Annotated in this window: 14 protein-coding genes; 11 read left to right on the top strand and 3 right to left on the bottom strand. The window is 64.3% G+C overall.

The window, feature by feature from the left end; genetic code table 11:
* Positions 1 to 60 precede the first annotated feature (60 nt).
* The 3 genes from FHR27_RS20510 to FHR27_RS20500 are packed head-to-tail and all read left to right on the top strand — an operon-like array spanning position 61 to position 5,641.
* Positions 61 to 1,197, top strand: coding sequence for an efflux RND transporter periplasmic adaptor subunit (locus FHR27_RS20510; protein WP_156152773.1), 1,137 nt, complete (start codon positions 61 to 63; stop codon positions 1,195 to 1,197).
* A complete protein-coding gene (locus FHR27_RS20505) occupies positions 1,197 to 4,280 on the top strand; it encodes an efflux RND transporter permease subunit (RefSeq protein WP_179540130.1) in 3,084 nt (1,027 codons plus the stop codon). The genes FHR27_RS20510 and FHR27_RS20505 overlap by 1 nt, the downstream gene beginning before the upstream one ends.
* Positions 4,277 to 5,641: a TolC family protein gene (locus FHR27_RS20500; protein WP_179539416.1), complete on the top strand. Its 1,365-nt coding sequence runs from the start codon at positions 4,277 to 4,279 to the stop codon at positions 5,639 to 5,641. The genes FHR27_RS20505 and FHR27_RS20500 overlap by 4 nt, the downstream gene beginning before the upstream one ends.
* Before the next feature lie 69 nt (positions 5,642 to 5,710).
* Here the strand turns inward: FHR27_RS20500 and FHR27_RS20495 are convergent, their stop codons facing one another.
* Both FHR27_RS20495 and FHR27_RS20490 read right to left on the bottom strand, forming a co-directional pair.
* Positions 5,711 to 6,100, bottom strand: a complete 390-nt coding sequence (locus FHR27_RS20495) for a response regulator (RefSeq protein ID WP_042555856.1) — start codon at positions 6,098 to 6,100, stop codon at positions 5,711 to 5,713.
* Positions 6,101 to 6,128: 28 nt separating this feature from the next.
* Entirely contained in the window at positions 6,129 to 6,362 is a 234-nt protein-coding gene (locus tag FHR27_RS20490; protein WP_042555857.1) for a Flp family type IVb pilin, read from the bottom strand.
* Positions 6,363 to 6,756: 394 nt separating this feature from the next.
* On the opposite strand from FHR27_RS20490, the gene cpaB reads away from it, so the two are divergent.
* The 8 genes from cpaB to FHR27_RS20450 are packed head-to-tail and all read left to right on the top strand — an operon-like array spanning position 6,757 to position 15,010.
* Positions 6,757 to 7,707 (top strand): Flp pilus assembly protein CpaB, encoded by a 951-nt coding sequence (cpaB, locus tag FHR27_RS20485; protein ID WP_179539415.1) that lies wholly within the window; start codon positions 6,757 to 6,759, stop codon positions 7,705 to 7,707.
* Between the two features lie 18 nt (positions 7,708 to 7,725).
* Entirely contained in the window at positions 7,726 to 8,973 is a 1,248-nt protein-coding gene (locus FHR27_RS20480; protein WP_179539414.1) for a type II and III secretion system protein family protein, read from the top strand.
* Positions 8,974 to 8,982: 9 nt separating this feature from the next.
* Positions 8,983 to 10,152, top strand: a complete 1,170-nt coding sequence (locus FHR27_RS20475) for a pilus assembly protein (protein ID WP_042555860.1) — start codon at positions 8,983 to 8,985, stop codon at positions 10,150 to 10,152.
* Positions 10,149 to 11,390 (top strand): CpaF family protein, encoded by a 1,242-nt coding sequence (locus tag FHR27_RS20470; RefSeq protein ID WP_042555861.1) that lies wholly within the window; start codon positions 10,149 to 10,151, stop codon positions 11,388 to 11,390. Before FHR27_RS20475 ends, FHR27_RS20470 begins: the two co-directional genes overlap by 4 nt.
* A gap of 31 nt (positions 11,391 to 11,421) precedes the next feature.
* Positions 11,422 to 12,303, top strand: coding sequence for a type II secretion system F family protein (locus tag FHR27_RS20465; protein ID WP_042555862.1), 882 nt, complete (start codon positions 11,422 to 11,424; stop codon positions 12,301 to 12,303).
* Complete coding sequence (locus tag FHR27_RS20460; RefSeq protein ID WP_042555863.1) at positions 12,303 to 13,193, top strand: type II secretion system F family protein; 891 nt, start codon at positions 12,303 to 12,305, stop codon at positions 13,191 to 13,193. Before FHR27_RS20465 ends, FHR27_RS20460 begins: the two co-directional genes overlap by 1 nt.
* Positions 13,190 to 14,695, top strand: a complete 1,506-nt coding sequence (locus tag FHR27_RS26735; protein WP_218878508.1) for a tetratricopeptide repeat protein — start codon at positions 13,190 to 13,192, stop codon at positions 14,693 to 14,695. Before FHR27_RS20460 ends, FHR27_RS26735 begins: the two co-directional genes overlap by 4 nt.
* Before the next feature lie 36 nt (positions 14,696 to 14,731).
* Positions 14,732 to 15,010, top strand: coding sequence for a DUF3613 domain-containing protein (locus FHR27_RS20450; protein ID WP_179539413.1), 279 nt, complete (start codon positions 14,732 to 14,734; stop codon positions 15,008 to 15,010).
* A gap of 122 nt (positions 15,011 to 15,132) precedes the next feature.
* On the opposite strand, the gene FHR27_RS20445 is transcribed toward FHR27_RS20450, so the two are convergent.
* A complete protein-coding gene (locus FHR27_RS20445; protein WP_042555865.1) occupies positions 15,133 to 15,849 on the bottom strand; it encodes a response regulator transcription factor in 717 nt (238 codons plus the stop codon).
* Between the last annotated feature and the right edge of the window lie 37 nt (positions 15,850 to 15,886).

Below are 15,886 nucleotides of genomic sequence, written 5' to 3'. Positions count from 1 at the left end.
GATCCTGAGCGGATCTGCCTGTGCCGCCGGCTCCCCGCTCCCTGACTGTGAAGAAACGGCATGCTCCTGTCCCGAACATCGTTGCTCGTGGTTTCCGTCCTGCTGCTGGGCGCCCTGATCGGGTGGTGGCTGCGCCCGACCACGGCCATTACCGATCAGGCCCCCGGCGCAGTGCCGGTGGTGGTCCACGAAGTGACCCCGGCCGACATCCCGGTGCTGCTGCGAACGCTGGGCCGTGTGCGGGCGCTGAACAGCGTGGAAATTCGTGCCCAGGTCGATGCCACCCTGGTCGAACTGCCGGTTGCCGAAGGGCAGCAGGTGCGCAGGGGCGAGCTGCTGGCGCGCCTCGATGATCGCAGCCTGCGCGCCGCCTTGCAGCAGGCGGAGGCCGAGCGCGGGGTGACCCGTGCGGAGCTGGATATCGCCCGTCTCGATCTGCAGCGCTACCAGAATCTGGTTCGCGAGCGTGCCTCGCCAGCGCAGACCCTGGATCAGCAGAAGGCTCTGGTCGCGCGCCTGCAGGCCACGCTGGCGACCCGCGAGGCGGCGGTGACTGCCGCTCAGGTGCAGCTTTCCTATACACGCATCCAGTCGCCCATCGATGGTCGCCTGGGCATCCGCAACGTGGATGTCGGCAGCCTGCTCAGGGCCAATGACACAGCCAGCCTGTTCTCGGTGGTGCAGACCAACCCCATCGATATCGAGGCGACCCTGCCGCAGCGGCGCCTGCCGGAGCTGCAGCGCCTGCTCGCCGCGGCGGACAGAACCCCGGTTCAGGCATTTCGCGAGGAGGGCGGCACGCTGCTCGGTACCGGCCAACTGGCGCTGATCGACAACCGTGTCGCGCTGGATACCGGCACGCTGCGCTTCAAGGCCCGCTTCGATAACGCCAGTGAGCAGCTGTGGCCGGATCAGTCTGTGGTGGTCACCCTGCAGACCGATCTGCTCGCCCAGGCGTTGTCGGTCCCGCTGGAGGCGATCCGTCAGCGTACCGAGGGCACCTTCGTGTGGCGTTTGCAGGGTGACAAGGTGCAACCGGCAGCGGTGAAGGTGCTGCACGAAGACGAGCAGCGCGCGGTGGTCGAAGGACTGGCTGCAGGTGATCGGATCGTCACCGATGGCCAGTCGCGGCTGCGCCCGGGCGTTACCGTCAGGCGCGTCGAGCCGGCGCCTGTCGCGTCTGGAGATGTACCTTGATGCAGCCGCGCGGGTTCTACGCGCTGTGCATCGCTCATCCGGTCGGCATGATTCTGCTGTCCCTGGCGCTGATTCTCGGTGGCATCATCGCCTTCGTTCGCCTGCCCCTGGCGCCACTGCCGGAGGTGGATGCGCCGACCATCGAGATCTCCGCGCAGATGCCCGGTGCCAGCGCTGAAACCATGGCTTCCTCGGTGGCCACGCCACTGGAAGTGCAGCTCAGCGCCATCCCTGGCGTCGACGACATGACCTCGACCAGCTCGCTGGGCCGTGTCGAGCTGATCCTGCAGTTCAATCTCGACAAGGACATCGACGCCGCTGCCCAGGAGGTCCAGGCCGCGATCAACGCCGCTTCGTCACGCTTGCCCAGCCAACTGCCGGAGTTACCGGTGTGGCGCAAGATCAACCCGGCAGACACGCCGATCCTGATCCTTTCGGTCACCTCCGATACGCTCTCGCCCTACGAAGTCAGCGATCTGGCCGAGTCGGCCATCGCCCGCCAACTGAGCCAGATCGAAGGTGTGGGGATGATCCGCCTCAACGGCCTGCAGCGTCCTGCGATCCGCATCCAGGCACGGCCGGAGCGGCTGGTGGCGGCCGGCGTCACCCTGGCCGACATACGCGCGGCGGTGCAGCGTGCCAGCGGCAATCGGCCTACCGGGGCGCTGGTCGGCGAACATCGGTTGTCGACCCTGGACAGCAATGGCCAGTTGTTCGAGGCCGGCGATTACGCCGAGCTGATCGTCGCCTACCGCAACGGCGCCGCGGTGCGCCTGGGCGATGTGGCGAGCGTGGTAGCCGGCGCGGAAAACGCCTACACCCAGGCCTCGCCGGATGGCAAACCAGGTGTCGCGGTGGTCGTGCGCCGTCAGCCGGGTGCCAACATCGTCGCCACCGCCGATGCGGTGACGGCAGCGCTACCGGAGCTGACTGCCGGCCTGCCGGCGGATCTCGAGGTCAAGGTGCTCAACGATCGCACCCGAACCATCCGTGCGTCGCTGCACGAGGCCGAGCTGACCTTGTTGATCGCCGTGGCCCTGGTGATCGGCATCATGGCGCTGTTCCTGCGCCAGTGGTCGGCGACCCTGGTGGTGTTCGCCGTGCTGGCGACCTCGGTGATCGGCTCCTGCGCGGCCATGCTGGCGTTCGGGTTGTCGCTGAACAACCTGACGCTGGTGGCGATCATCGTCGCCGTGGGTTTCATCGTCGATGACGCCATCGTCGTGGTGGAGAACATCCACCGGCATCTGGAGCGCGGCGTCGGCCGGGTCCAGGCGGCCCTCGACGGGGTGCGCGAGATCGGCTTCACCGTGGTGTCCATCAGCCTGTCGCTGGTGGCGGTGTTCATTCCGCTGTTCTTCATGAGTGGCTATGTGGGCCGGCTGTTTCGCGAATTCGCCCTGGCGGCCACCTCGGCGATCATGATTTCCGTGGTCATCTGCCTGACCCTGGCGCCCGCCCTGGCCGCGTTGTGCATGCGCCCGCTGGCCAACCATGGCGGCCCGGGGCCGACCATGCGCCGCGTGCTCGGCGGTTACGAGCGCGTGCTGGTCTGGGCACTGGATCACCCGCGCAGCATCCTCACGGTGTTCTTCGCCTGCATCGCCATCAGCGTGGGTGGTTTCGCGCTGATGCCCAAGGGCTTCTTTCCGCTGCAGGACACCGGCTTCATGAATGGCACGGTGCAGGCTTCGGCGGACATTTCCTACGAGGCGATGCGTACCAAGAACCGGCAACTGGTGGACATCCTGCGCAACGACCCCGACATCGTCGCCTTCAATACCGATATCGGTAACGACGGCAGCTACAGCGTCGGCGGCCTCGCCGTGGTGCTCAGCGACCCGGACGACCGTGACGTCAGTGTCGAACAGATCATCGACCGGCTGCGTCCGCAGTTCGCCGCCATCCCCGATCTGCGCGTGACCCTGCGCGCCGCTCAGGACATCAACCTCGGTTCGCGGGCATCGCGGGCCCAGTATCAGTACGTGTTGCGCAGCCGCTCGCTGGAGGAGCTGGCCACCTGGACGCCACGCCTGACCGAAAGGCTGCAGGGCCATGCGCTGTTTCGCGACGTCAACAACGACCTGCAGTTCGACGCCTCGGTAACGCCGGTGCAGATCGACCGCGAGGCGGCCTCGCGCTATGGCTTCTCGGCAGCGGATGTCGATGAAGCGCTGTACGACGCGTTCGGGCAGCGCCGAATCAACGAGATCCAGACCGCGTCCAACCAGTATCAGGTGGTGCTTGAGCTGAGCAGCAGCCAGCGCCAGCGGGTGCAGAGCCTGGAGCTGTTCCAGCTGCGTTCGCCGGCAACCGGGCAACTGGTGCCGCTGAGCACCTTCGTGCGGATATTGCCGGCCAAGCCGGCGCCGGTGAGCATCAACCACAGCGGCATGCTGCCGTCGGCCAACCTGTCGTTCAACCTGGCGCCCGGCGTGGCCTTGGGCGACGCGGTGGCGGTATTGCGTCAGATCGAGCAGGACATCGGCATGCCGGCCAGCATCGGCGGGCGCTTCAGCGGTGCCGCCCAGGCATTCCAGCAGACCCTGGCCTCGCAGCCCTGGCTGATCCTCGCGGCGCTGATCGCGGTGTACATCATCCTCGGGGTGCTCTACGAGAGCCTGGTGCACCCCTTGACCATCCTGTCGACCATTCCTTCAGCGGGCATCGGTGCCTTGTTGCTGCTCTGGTTGTGGGGCCTGGATTTTTCCATCATGGCGCTGATCGGCCTGATTCTGCTGATCGGTATCGTCAAGAAGAACGGCATCCTGCTGGTCGATTTCGCACTCCAGGCCCAGCGTCAGGGCATGGCGCCGCGGGAGGCGATCCATCAGGCCTGCATGACGCGCTTCCGGCCCATCCTGATGACCACCCTGGCCGCCATGTTCGGAGCGGTGCCGCTGATGCTGGCGTTCGGCACCGGTGCCGAGTTGCGTGAACCGCTGGGCGTTGCCGTGGTGGGTGGCCTGCTGTTCAGCCAGGTGCTGACGCTGCTGACCACGCCAGTGGTTTACCTGATGATGGATCGCCACCTGGCCAGACGCCGTGGGCCGGTTGCCCGACATCAGGAGCTCGCGCCATGAAGCCGCTGCTGCTGATCCTCGTCTGTTTCTCACTGCTGGCCTGTAGCAGCCGCGAGCCGTTGCCGCCTGCGCAATTGCCGGCGCAGGCCGTGGCAGCCCTGCCGCAAGCCTGGTGGCAAAGCCTGCAGGACCCTGCCCTCGATCAACTGATCGCACTGGCGCTGCGCGACAACCTGGATCTGGCGACCGCAACACAGCGTATCCGCGAGCAGCGTGCGCTGCGTCGTCAGGCGACCGGCAACCGTTATCCGAACCTGAGCATCACCGGCAGCCACGAAAAGGGTCGCAGTGCCAGCGATGGCCATGACGAGGACTATTTCTACGGTCTCGACCTGAGCTGGGAGGCCGACCTGTTCGGGCGCCTGAGCGCCTTGCAACGGGCTGCCGATGCCAATCTGCAGGCGGCGGCTGCAGACTATCAGGCGCTGCGCGTCAGCCTGATTGCCGAGGTGGCAGGTACTTATTTGAACTATCGCCTGGCCGAGCGTGAGGCAGAGATCGCTGGGCGTGCCGCCGACAGCCAGGCGCAGATCGCCCGTATCACCCGGGTACGCTTCGATCAGGGCACAGCCAGTGGTTTCGATGTCGAGCGCCTCGATACCCAGCTCGCGGTAACCCGGGCGGCCATCCCCGAAGCGCGGCAGCGTGCTGACGCGGCGCGCTACTCGCTGGCCTATCTGCTCAACGCCGAGCAACCGCGCATCGACGCGCTGCTGGCCGAACAGGCGACTGCGCAGGCGCCCCGTGACGAGCGCCTGCTGCCGCTGCTCGAACTACCCGCCAGCAGCCTGCGTGCTCGCGCTGACGTGCGCGCCGCCGAACTGCGCCTGCTGGCCGCCGACAGCAGTCTGGATGCGGCCAAGGCGTTGCGTTATCCACAGCTGACCCTGGGTGCCCTGGTGGGTTTCGAGCAGGGGATCGGCGTGCCCGCCTGGACCCTCAGCGGGCAGGCATTGCAACCGCTGTTCGACTTCGGCCGGATTACCGCCGGTATCGAAGCCGGCGACGCGCTGCGCGAGCAGGCCTGGCTGGGCTATCAGGCGAGCCTGATTCAGGCGCTGCGAGAAACCCGCAGTGCGATCAGTGCCTATGTGCAGGGGCTCGATCGTCAGCGTCTGCTGGACAATGCCGGTCGCTCCGCTGCCAACGCCACGGCGCTGGCGCAACGGCAATACGACGCCGGTACCGTGTCCCTCATCGAGGTGCTGGATGCCGAGCGTACCCAGTTCGACACCCAGCTCGAACAGCAGCGTGCCTTCACCGATGTGGCGTTGCGATGGGTGGAGATCTATCGAACGCTGGGGCTGGCACCCGCAGAGCCGGCAGATTCGTCAGGCGAGTCGCTACGGACGCGGGAGTGAGCGGTGCCACCGAGAAGAGGCGATAGGGCGGGGCATGGTTGCTGAAAGCTAAAGATCTTTCTGTGGCGCTCAGGAATTGACGGCCTGGGAGACCGGGAAACGCTGATTGAGCACTTCGATCAAGCGCTCCTGATAGATGGGTTTGGGCAGGAAGTCGACCACCTGCAGTGGCAGCAGGCCAATCACATCGTTCATGTCGGCATGGCCCGACATGACGATCACCGGCAAGGTCGCATAGTGCGGATTGGCACGCAGATTCTGGATCAGACGCAGGCCGCTTTCCTCGGGCATGCGCAGATCGGTGATCACCAGTGCGATGGCGGGCCAGGTGGCCAGGCACAGCATCGCGGCGCTGACGCTGTTGGCGCAATGACAGTGGAAACCCTCACCCTCGAGCAACTCACCGAGTTCTTCGAGGGCTTCGGTCTCATCATCTACGAGTAAAATATGTTGGCGCATATCGGCTACTCACAATGAATGATGAATATTAGCCGCCACCACCAGCAGCGGCACCGCCACCCGTGCCGGTCCCCGTTGCACCCGGCAAGGTATTCGCTATCGATGTAAACACCGCATTTATATCGGTGCCCAGCGCTGTAGCACCGCTGACGATAACTACCGCGATCAAGGCCGCAATGATCGAATATTCAATAGCCGACGCGCCGTCTTCGTTAGCGAAGAACTCGCGGACTCTTTCACGAAGGATAATGAGTTTTAACATGTTGGTACTTCCTCTGTAGCCATGCAGGCAGGGACGCCTGTTCATGGGGCTTGCAAGGGGAAGTGTAGAAATGGCGTGCGGCAGTTCGCAAACTCACCTTGGTATTATATAGAAAGTATTAATTACAAGTATAAGTCCTAATGAATTCAAGGCTTAAGATCATAGTCATGAAGCGCTATTGTATAAGCGTCAGTGCTCTGACTACTATGCAGCGACGAACGGCATGATCTATTGATAGTTGGGTTCGCTATAAGTTTCCGGAAAATCTTATTAAAGTGGAAAGCCGAGTTGCCGATATTCAACACGGTTCGATTTCCCCGCCTATCGTTATCCAGCATGAACATCGCGTTGTGCCGAGGTCTTGCAGTTCTATGGCTACAAGGAGTGTGCTGTCATGAATAGCCGATTGACGCTGGTGCTGGCCGGCGTGCTGCTGGTCGGTGCCGTAATCACCGGGTATTGGGGGCTGAGCCTGAGCCGAGGCCCCGTGCAGCCAGCGCCCGCGCCAGAGGCTTCAACCGCGCCCGTTCCGACCGAGGTCAGGAGCCAACTGCAGACCCAGGTCGACGATCAGCAGCGCAGCAGCGTCGTGGTGCTGGCTCGTGATGTACAGCCAATGACCCCGATCACCCGCGACGATCTCGCCGTGGAACGTCTGCGCATCGCGCCGCCGGGAAGTTTCGCCAAGCCGGAGGCGTTGCTGGGGCGTACGTTGTGGCGACACACCACGGCCGGTACGGTCTTGAATCAGGCCACGTTCGAGATGGGCGGGCCGCTGGCCCGCATGATTCGCCCTCAGGAACGGGCCATTGCCGTGGCGGTGGATGAAGTCATCGGTGGCGGTGGGCATCTGAGCCCCGGCGATTACGTGGACGTGCTGCTGTATCTGCGCCAGGACGAGAACAATCAGGACCAGACCGCTCAGGTGCTGATCCCGGCGCTGCGGCTGCTTAGCGTAGGGGGCGTACTGGGGGCCACCAATCAGGGGGAGGCGGCGCAACCGCCGGTGGACGACGATGAAGAGCGCCGCCGGCGTCGTTCACCCACCACCGCCGTTCTGGCCGTTCCCGAGGCGCTGCTGACACGCTTCATGCTGGCCACTCAGGTCGGCAGCCTGCGCCTGGCCGTGCGCAGCGCGGATGAAAAACTGCTCGCCGGTTACTACGCGGGTGATGAGCCGAAGGCGGCAATCGCCGAGGCGCAACGGCAACTGTTCCAGTTCGAGAAACTGGCGCTACGTGGCACGACGCCTCAACCGCAGCCTGGGGTGGCGGTACAGCGTGCCTCCGCGCCTGCCGGCATTCCGGTGTATCGCGGCAATGATGCCACTCGGCAAACTCCCTGACGGGCAAGGACTCGACCCATGAACGATGCCAACCGTAGTCCGTGCCGCTCGCACCTGGCGTTATGCCTGGTGGGCGCGCTGCTGGGCCTGCCATCCGGGGCATTCGCTTCCTGTGCGGGCCTCGAGCCGGTGCCGGCGGTGCTCGAGGTGACACAGGGCATGCAGCGCGAGCTGCGCTTTGCGGTCCCGATCACGCGCCTGGCCATCGCCGATCCGGAGGTCGCCGATGTGAGCCTCAATGGCAAGGACAGCTTTCTGCTACTGGGCAAGCGTGGCGGCACTACCAGCCTGATGGTATGGACACGTTGCGACCTCGAACCCAGGCAGAGCATGGTGGCCGTGCAGGGCGCGGCGACCGCTGCGGTCGCCGAGCCGGTTGTGCGTCACGATGACGACATGGTGCCGAGCCAGGTGCAGACCGATATCCGCTTCGTCGAGGTCAGGCGCAGCAAGCTGCGTGAAGTCGGGCTGCGTATCTTTGGCACGGCCTCGAACAACTTTCTGATCGGCGCCCCCGGTACCGGGCCGGCGACGGTGCCCGTAGGTGGGGTTGGTGGAGTGGGGCCTGGGGCTGCTTTCCCGCTCTCGCGCGATGGCTTCAATATCGTTTGGGGCGGTGGCAGCAGCAAATTTCTGCTGGGGTTGGATGCGTTGGAGAACAGCGGCTTCGCTTACACCCTGGCTCGCCCGAGCCTGGTGTCTCTCAATGGCCAGAGCGCGAGTTTTCTCGCTGGCGGCGAATTTCCCATACCGGTGCCCAGCAGCGGCAGCGATTCGCTCTCCATCGAGTACAAGGAGTTCGGCGTACGCCTGACGCTCACGCCGACCGTGGTCGGCCGCAACCGTATCAGCCTCAAGGTCGCCCCCGAAGTCAGCGAACTGGACTTCACCGCCGGCATTACCATCGCCGGTACGCAGGTGCCTGCGCTGAACGTACGGCGCACCGACACCAGCGTTTCCCTGGCCGATGGCGAGAGCTTCATCATCAGCGGGCTGATCTCCACCAACAGTTCCTCGACTGTGGATAAGTTGCCTTTCCTTGGTGACGTGCCAGTGCTCGGCGCGTTCTTTCGCTCCTCGCGAATCGAGCGCGAGGAGCGTGAATTGCTGATGGTGGTCACGCCGCGTCTGGTGCAACCGATGGCGGCCGACGCCGAGCTACCGGAATTGCCGGGCGAGCAATTGCGTAACTACGACCCGGGCGTGTTCCGGCAACTGTTCCTCGAGAACGGCGACTTTCACCGGGCTGACGGCTTGTCGCGTTAGGGAGTGGGCATGGAACAGATTTTTCTCGCACAGACCCGCCGCAAGCAGGACCTCGAATGGCTGCAGGCCGCCCTGGCTGGTCAGGGGCAGGTGCTCAATGTCGGCGAGACGCTCGACGAAGTGCTCGGGTTGATGGACATGACCGGCAGTTGCCTGGTGTTCGTCGGCCTCAGTCGTGAAGGGCAGACGGCCCAGAGCGCGCTGATCGAATCGCTGCTCGACGCGCGGCCGATGGTCGTGGTGGTGGCCCTGGGCGATGGTCTGGACAACCAGCTGGTACTCAACGCCATGCGAGCCGGAGCCCGGGATTTCATCGCCTACGGTTCACGCAGCAGTGAAGTGCTGGGGCTGGTTCGCCGTCTGACGCAGCGCCTGCCGCAATTGCCGCCGTCCCGCGACCAGGGCGAACTGACGCTGTTGTGTGGCCTGCAACCGGATGCCGACGCCGCGCTGCTGGCCGTGCACCTGGCGCTACAGGTTCAGGCTCGCGGCCAGCGCACGTTGTTCATCGACCTCGGGGTGCCGAGAGGAGAGAGCCTGGAGCTGTTCGGGCTGGAATCATCGTTCTGTTTTGGCGATGCGCTGCGCAATATTCGTCGTCTCGATTCGAACCTGATCGAAAGCGCCTTCGCCCGGCATCCCGATGGCCTGCGCGTGCTGCCCCACGGGCCGGATGACGATGCGCTGGAGCGGTTCAGCCTTGGCGAGCTGTTCCTGCTGCTGGGCAGTTTGCGTCAGCATTTCCAGCACGTGGTAGTGAACCTCTGCGGTCAGCCGGACTGCGATGGCCTGCGCTCCTTCGCCACCCACGCCCAGCGCCTGTTCTGGTGCATCGATCAGAGCGTGCCCAACTGCCGCCGCAACCTGGCTCTGCTGGCGCTCTGGCGTGGCAAGGGCATCAAGCTCGACCATGCACGGCTGCTGGTCGACCGCTATCAACCAAGCGTGGCGCCTGGCCTGCAGGAGTTGAGCAGAACCTTTGCGCTGCCCCTGGAAGCTGGCCTGCCGTTGAGCCCGGTCACTCGCCTCAAGGCCAAGAATCAGGGCGTGCCCCTGTACGAGTTCGCCCCCCGTGATGGCCTCACCCAGGGGCTGCTGGCGCTCGCCAACGGCGTGGTCGAGCACAAGCAGGGTGGCTCCGGGCGCTGGTGGCAACGCATGTTGAGGGTCGGCTCATGACGATTGGTCCGTTCGGTGGCGATGGTGCGCGAATCGGTGTGCAGGATCTCAAGCCGGTGCTGCACCGTTACCTGATCGACGCCCTGGAAGAGAAGGGCGAAAACCTTCTGGAGGGTACCCGCACCTCGCTGGCGAGCTTCGTCAGCGAGCAGGTCAGCGACTATGTCAGTCGTCGGCAGATCGCCATCTCCCGCTATGAGGTGGATCGTCTCGCCGAGGAGCTGGTGGACGAACTGACCGGTTTCGGCCCGCTGGAGATCCTCCTCAAGGACGAAGGCGTGACCGAGATTCTGGTCAACGGGCCACACCGGGTGTTCATCGAGCGCGGCGGTGTGCTGCAGCTCAGTGACCTGCGTTTCATCGACGATCAGCACGTGCTGCGGGTAATCCAGCGCATCCTGGCCCCGGTGGGCAGGCGGCTCGACGAATCCTCGCCGATGGTCGATGCGCGCATGCCAGATGGCAGCCGTATCAACGCGATCATCCCGCCGGTGGCCCTGGACGGCCCCTGCATCTCGGTGCGCAAGTTCCGCAAGGACATGCTGCGCAGCGCCGACCTGCTGGCCAGCAACTCGCTGGATCAGGCCATGCTCAGTTGCCTGGAGCTGATGGTCAGGCGCCGCTGCAACATCATGGTCAGCGGCGGCACCGGTACCGGCAAGACCACCTTGCTGAACATGCTCAGCCAGATGATCGACCCACGCGAGCGGATCGTCACCATCGAAGACACCGCCGAGCTGGGGCTCAATCATGACCACGTGGTGCGTCTGGAAACCCGGCCGCCGAATGCCGAGGGTTACGGTGAGGTGGGCGCCCGGGAGCTGGTGCGCAACGCCCTGCGCATGCGCCCGGATCGCATCGTGCTCGGCGAGATTCGCGGCGTCGAAGTGCTCGACGTGCTGACCGCGATGAACACCGGTCACGATGGTTCGATGAGCACCGTGCACGCCAACAATGCTCAGGATGCCCTGCTGCGTCTGGAGACCCTGGTGGGTTTCTCCGGTGCCACGATGGCCGAGCGCACCCTGCGGCAGATGATCTGCGCGGCGCTGGACGTGGTGATCCAGCTGACCCGTCTGCCGGATGGCCGTCGTTGCGTCAGTGAGGTGGTCGAGGTGCTCGGCCTGCGCGAGGATCAGTACGTCACCAACACCCTGTTCCGGCTCGATCGCAGTGGTACCGGCACGTTCTGCCGGGATGCGCCGAACCCGGCTGGGCACAAGATGCGCCGCGACTGAGCGGGCGGCCCAGGTGCCAAGGAGAGCTTGAATGAACGCATCGATGCTGCTGGGGGTGATCTGCCTGATCTTGCTCGGGGCAGGCCTGCTGATGCTGCGCAGAAGCCGTGAGCAGGCCGCCTCCGAGCAGGTAATCCAGCGCTTGCTGATGGATCAGCCGGAGCCGCTGGGGATGGTGTCCATCGGGCATGTGGATAAGTTGTTCCTGCGTGCCGGTTTCAGCAAGCCGCGTCAGGGTCTTGGTCTCTGGTTGTTCATCTGGCTGCTTGGCGCGCTGATGGGCCTTATCGTCGGTCATTGGCTCGGCCTGCTGATCATGTTGCTGTTACCGCTGCTGCTGGGGCGTCTGTTCATCGCCTTGCGGTATCGCCGTCGGCTGTTGCGCATGATCGAGCAACTGCCGGTCTTTCTCGACCATGTGATCCGCAGCCTGAAGTCCGGGCGTGCGCTGGGTGACGCGCTGATGCTGGCCATGGAGACCGCCCCCGAGCCACTGCGTGGGGCGATGGCGCGCACTCGCCGTAACGTGCTGCGCGGTATGGGCCTGGGCGATGCCCTGCAGGATTTCGCCGACCTCTACGAGCGTGAAGAATTCCAGGTGCTGGCGCTCGGGGTCAGGGTCAATCAGCGTTATGGCGGCAACAGCACCGAGCTGCTGAACAACCTGATCCGGCTGATCCGCGAGCGCGAACAGAGCGCTCGCAAACTGCGCGCGCTGACCGGCGAAACCCGCATCAGCGCCTATGTGATGGGCGGCCTGCCGCTGGCGCTGGCCTGCTATATCTTCGTCACCAACCCGCAATTCATGCTGGGCATGTGGCAGGAGTCCACGGGGCGTATGGTGCTGCTGCTGGCGTTCGTGCTGCAGGCCCTCGGCAGCTTCTCGCTGTGGCGCATGCTGAGGAGTTTGTGATGGGTGGTCTTCTCCTGCTCAGCGCATTGCTGCAACTGCTGCTCGCAGTGCTGTTCATCTACCTGGCCTATGGCGATCTGCGTGCCCGCCGGCAATTCAGCCAGCGCATGGGCACAGTCTCGCGGGTGTCCGGTGGCGGCGTGATGCGCGGCATCGGCGGCAGTTCCCTGGGGCGGCGTACCCTGAGCATGGATAGCGAAACGGTGCAGTTGCTCAATCGCCTGGGCTGGCGCAAGCGCAATCAGCAATCGATGTTCTCGGCCATCCAGTTGGGCACGCCCATCGTATTGTTGCTATTGGTGGTGATCGTCGAGCTACTCTTGAACAAGGCACCGCAACCGATCTGGCTGGCGCCGGTGTTCGCGCTCGGTATCGGTTACCTGATCCCCAAGCGCTGGCTGGCCATGGCGGCCAGGCGTCGGCAGGAACAATTGGCCGAAGAGGTGACCACGTTCATTCCCCTGCTGCGCATCCTGTTCGATGTCGGCATGACCGTGGAGCAGGGGCTGCGGGTGCTCGCCAAGGAGTCCGAGGGCATCCTGCCGAACCTCAGTGCAGAGCTGCGTCAGGTGCTGGCGCGGGTCGATGCAGGGCTCGAACTGGGCCGCGAATTACGTGACATGGCGGCCCTGCTGGAAGTCTACGAGGTCACCGATTGCGTAGTGATCCTTGAACAGCTTATCGTCCAGGGCGGCGGGGCCATGGCCTCGCTGCTGCGGCTCAAGGAGCTGATCGATGATCGGCATCATACGGCTCTCGAAGAAAGAGTTTCCAAATTGTCCGGGAAGATGTCCGTGATCATGATGATCTTCCTGTTCCCGGCATTGTTGATCGTATTGGCAGGGCCCGGATTTATCGCGATCGTCGGGGCTCTTGGGGAGTTGAAATGAAGCGTGTAGTGACCGTGGTTGGGGTGGTGGGATTGTTGGCTGGTTGCGCGAGCAGCCCGGCCCAGTCCCCCTGGTTGATGAGCAGGGGCGCGGCGATCCCGATGACCTGTGCGCCGTTGTCCCAGGACCAGGAGCTGGCCCTCAATCTGGCTCAGAAAACCGCCGATGAAGGGCGGCTGCACGCTGCATTGGCCAATCTGGAGCGCCTGCCCGGCGGACTGCCCCAGGCGAACCTGTACAAGGCGCGCATTCTGCGCTCGCTGAACCGCCCGGAAGCCCAGGCGCTTTATACCAGCCTGCTCGGTACCTGCCTCAAGGCTCAGGGTGAACACGGCCTCGGCCAGCTCGCCAGCGCTCAGGGCCGTTACCAGGAAGCGCTCGAGCATCTGCGCCTGGCGGCCAATCTGGACCCGACCAGCGATACCATCCGCAACGACCTGGGTGTGGTGTACATGAACCTCGGTCGCATGGATGAAGCGCGCTTCGAGCTGCTGACCGCACTGGAGCTCAATGAGACGGAGAAACAGCCGGCACTCAACCTGCTGACCCTGCTGATCTTCCAGGGCAACCTGCCGCAGGCCAGTGCGCTGGCCCAACGCATGGGCTTCTCCGCCAGTGAGTTTCGCACGGCGGAGCAGCGTGCCCAGACATTGCGCAGCCAGATCGGTGTAGCCGGTGCCGCTGCGGCAAAGCCCGGCACCCCGACGCCAGCCAGCGGCGCTCAGCAGCGATCGCCTGCTGCCGAGACCCCGGCACCTAAGCCCGCCGAGACGCGGCCCGCACCGGCGCAACAGGCGGTGGCCCCTGTCGTTGCCGCACCTGTCGCGAAACCTGCCGATAAGCCGGTAGCGCCACAGCCGGTTGCTCAGCCCGCGGTGGCTCGTGCGGCAGAGAGCCCGGCGCGTCCCGCTCCAGCTGTTCCGGCACCGCAACTGTCCAATTTCCGTCCGGCCCCGGTCGTGCCGCTTTCCGTTGCCAGCGCCGCGAGGCCGCCAGCAGCCCCAGCGCCAGCCGTTGCTCCGGTGGTCGTGGCCGCTGCGCCGGCCCCTGCCGTCACGCGTACCGCCGTGGCTAGCGTAGCGCCGAGCCGCCAGGTAGCCGCTGCTCCGGTAGCGGTCAACCAGCCGGCAGCGCCTGCTGTAGCCGCCCCTGCGCCGGCCGCTGCCCCTGCGACCGTGGCCCAGGCGCCAGCCGCGAGTGTGGCGCCGACCCCGGTGGCGACACCTCGGATTGCCGCTCCGGCGGTAGTCCAGCCAGCGGCGCCTGCAGTGGCTGCCGCGCCAGCGGTGCCGGCTCCGGTGGCGTCTGTCGCCTCGGCTGCGCCGGCGAGCAGGAGCATCGCGTCTGCGCCAGGCTCCATACCAGCCGCCACGCCTGCCAGTCAGGCGCGGGCAAAGATCGAAATGCGCCCTGGCCGTCTGATCGTGCCTGACGATGGCGGCTTCATCCGCGTCGAGCCCGTTGGCGATCTGCAGGGCAATGCGGTGGCCAATCAGCGCTGATTGGACGGCGCAGCAGCTATAGAAGGAGAGCACACCATGAAGGGGATGATCGTTGGCGTTGCGCTGCTGGCCTGCCTGCCGCTGGTTGGCCAGGCGGCGGGCGAGGGTGGTTCGGGTGGCCTGGTTGGCGGCGAGGTGGAGACGCAGACGGGCCATTGGCTGCGCCTGCAGCGCGAGGGACGCCTGGCGTCGTCTCATCCTCAGACATCGACACCCGCAGAACGGGAGTTGGCGCTGCAGCGTTGGCTGGATAGCCACAAGCATCCCATCCCGGAATTCTTCGAGCAGGATGCGGGTGGGAAACTGGGCGAGTAAAGGATATTGGCCGAATAGTGTATCGACGGCGTGTTACGGACTTATTATCCGTATAAATAAACGTCACACGTGACGCGTCTGTATAAGTTTCAACGCAATGCTATACCGCGCTTTTACAAAATTTACCCGTGTGAAGGATATGACAACGCCAATTGTGTACGGTTGTGCACCCGCGTCAGTCTCAATATCTGGGACACATAAAGTTTCACGGTATTTTCGGTAATACCCAATTCACAGGATATCTGGTAATTGGTCATCCCTTTGGCGATCAACTGAGCGACTGCCAATTGCCTTCTCGACAGCTTGTCGAAGGGCTCGGGAATGATATCCACCGAAGCGGTCATTTGCGCGACGTTCTTTATCGGTGTGGCAGGTAGCAGGTCGCTGTGCATCTCGTGCAGCGATGCCGCCAGATCCTGAATGCGCTGACGAATCTGCTGTTCCTTGGTTCGCTGTTCGACGCGCTCGTACAAACGCGTCACGCTGGCCTGCAACTCCTGCAGGTCCACCGGCTTCTGGTAGTAGTCGGAAACGCCCGCCCGCAAGGCCAGGATGACGTCCTGCTTGTCCGTGCTGCCGGTGAATATAGCGGTTTCGTAGAGTCGACCCGGGCGGGCGATACGTGCCAGTTCGCCGACCAGCTGAACCCCGGTGAGCCCTGGCATGTGCATGTCGCTGAGCACGATGCCAATCTGCTCGTCCTGCTGGAATGCCAGCAATGCATCCTCTGCACAATGGCATGCCGTAACGCCGTAACCGAGTTGCTCGAGAAACTCCGCGAGTTCCTCGACAATGATCGGTTCGTCGTCGACTATCATTATCCGCAAAGGGATTTCCATGCCAAGACTCTATGGGGAGACGGTTGATATTGAAAAA

It is taken from the genome of Pseudomonas flavescens (assembly GCF_013408425.1).
In the GTDB taxonomy this organism is placed as follows: Bacteria; Pseudomonadota; Gammaproteobacteria; order Pseudomonadales; family Pseudomonadaceae; genus Aquipseudomonas; species Aquipseudomonas fulva_A.
The sequence above is the reverse complement of the archived record's forward strand: the minus strand, read 5'-3'. Positions and strand labels throughout refer to the sequence as shown.

Bases quoted from the DNA above. Each gene is read 5' to 3' on its own strand.
- FHR27_RS20495 (WP_042555856.1), bottom strand. From the start codon at position 6,100: ATGCGCCAACATATTTTACTCGTAGATGATGAGACCGAAGCCCTCGAA.
- FHR27_RS20490 (WP_042555857.1), bottom strand. From the start codon at position 6,362: ATGTTAAAACTCATTATCCTTCGTGAAAGAGTCCGCGAGTTCTTCGCT.
- FHR27_RS20470 (WP_042555861.1), top strand. From the start codon at position 10,149: ATGACGATTGGTCCGTTCGGTGGCGATGGTGCGCGAATCGGTGTGCAG.
- FHR27_RS26735 (WP_218878508.1), top strand. From the start codon at position 13,190: ATGAAGCGTGTAGTGACCGTGGTTGGGGTGGTGGGATTGTTGGCTGGT.
- FHR27_RS20505 (WP_179540130.1), top strand. From the start codon at position 1,197: ATGCAGCCGCGCGGGTTCTACGCGCTGTGCATCGCTCATCCGGTCGGC.
- FHR27_RS20465 (WP_042555862.1), top strand. From the start codon at position 11,422: ATGAACGCATCGATGCTGCTGGGGGTGATCTGCCTGATCTTGCTCGGG.
- FHR27_RS20450 (WP_179539413.1), top strand. From the start codon at position 14,732: ATGAAGGGGATGATCGTTGGCGTTGCGCTGCTGGCCTGCCTGCCGCTG.
- FHR27_RS20475 (WP_042555860.1), top strand. From the start codon at position 8,983: ATGGAACAGATTTTTCTCGCACAGACCCGCCGCAAGCAGGACCTCGAA.
- FHR27_RS20445 (WP_042555865.1), bottom strand. From the start codon at position 15,849: ATGGAAATCCCTTTGCGGATAATGATAGTCGACGACGAACCGATCATT.
- FHR27_RS20480 (WP_179539414.1), top strand. From the start codon at position 7,726: ATGAACGATGCCAACCGTAGTCCGTGCCGCTCGCACCTGGCGTTATGC.
- FHR27_RS20510 (WP_156152773.1), top strand. From the start codon at position 61: ATGCTCCTGTCCCGAACATCGTTGCTCGTGGTTTCCGTCCTGCTGCTG.
- FHR27_RS20460 (WP_042555863.1), top strand. From the start codon at position 12,303: ATGGGTGGTCTTCTCCTGCTCAGCGCATTGCTGCAACTGCTGCTCGCA.
- cpaB (WP_179539415.1), top strand. From the start codon at position 6,757: ATGAATAGCCGATTGACGCTGGTGCTGGCCGGCGTGCTGCTGGTCGGT.
- FHR27_RS20500 (WP_179539416.1), top strand. From the start codon at position 4,277: ATGAAGCCGCTGCTGCTGATCCTCGTCTGTTTCTCACTGCTGGCCTGT.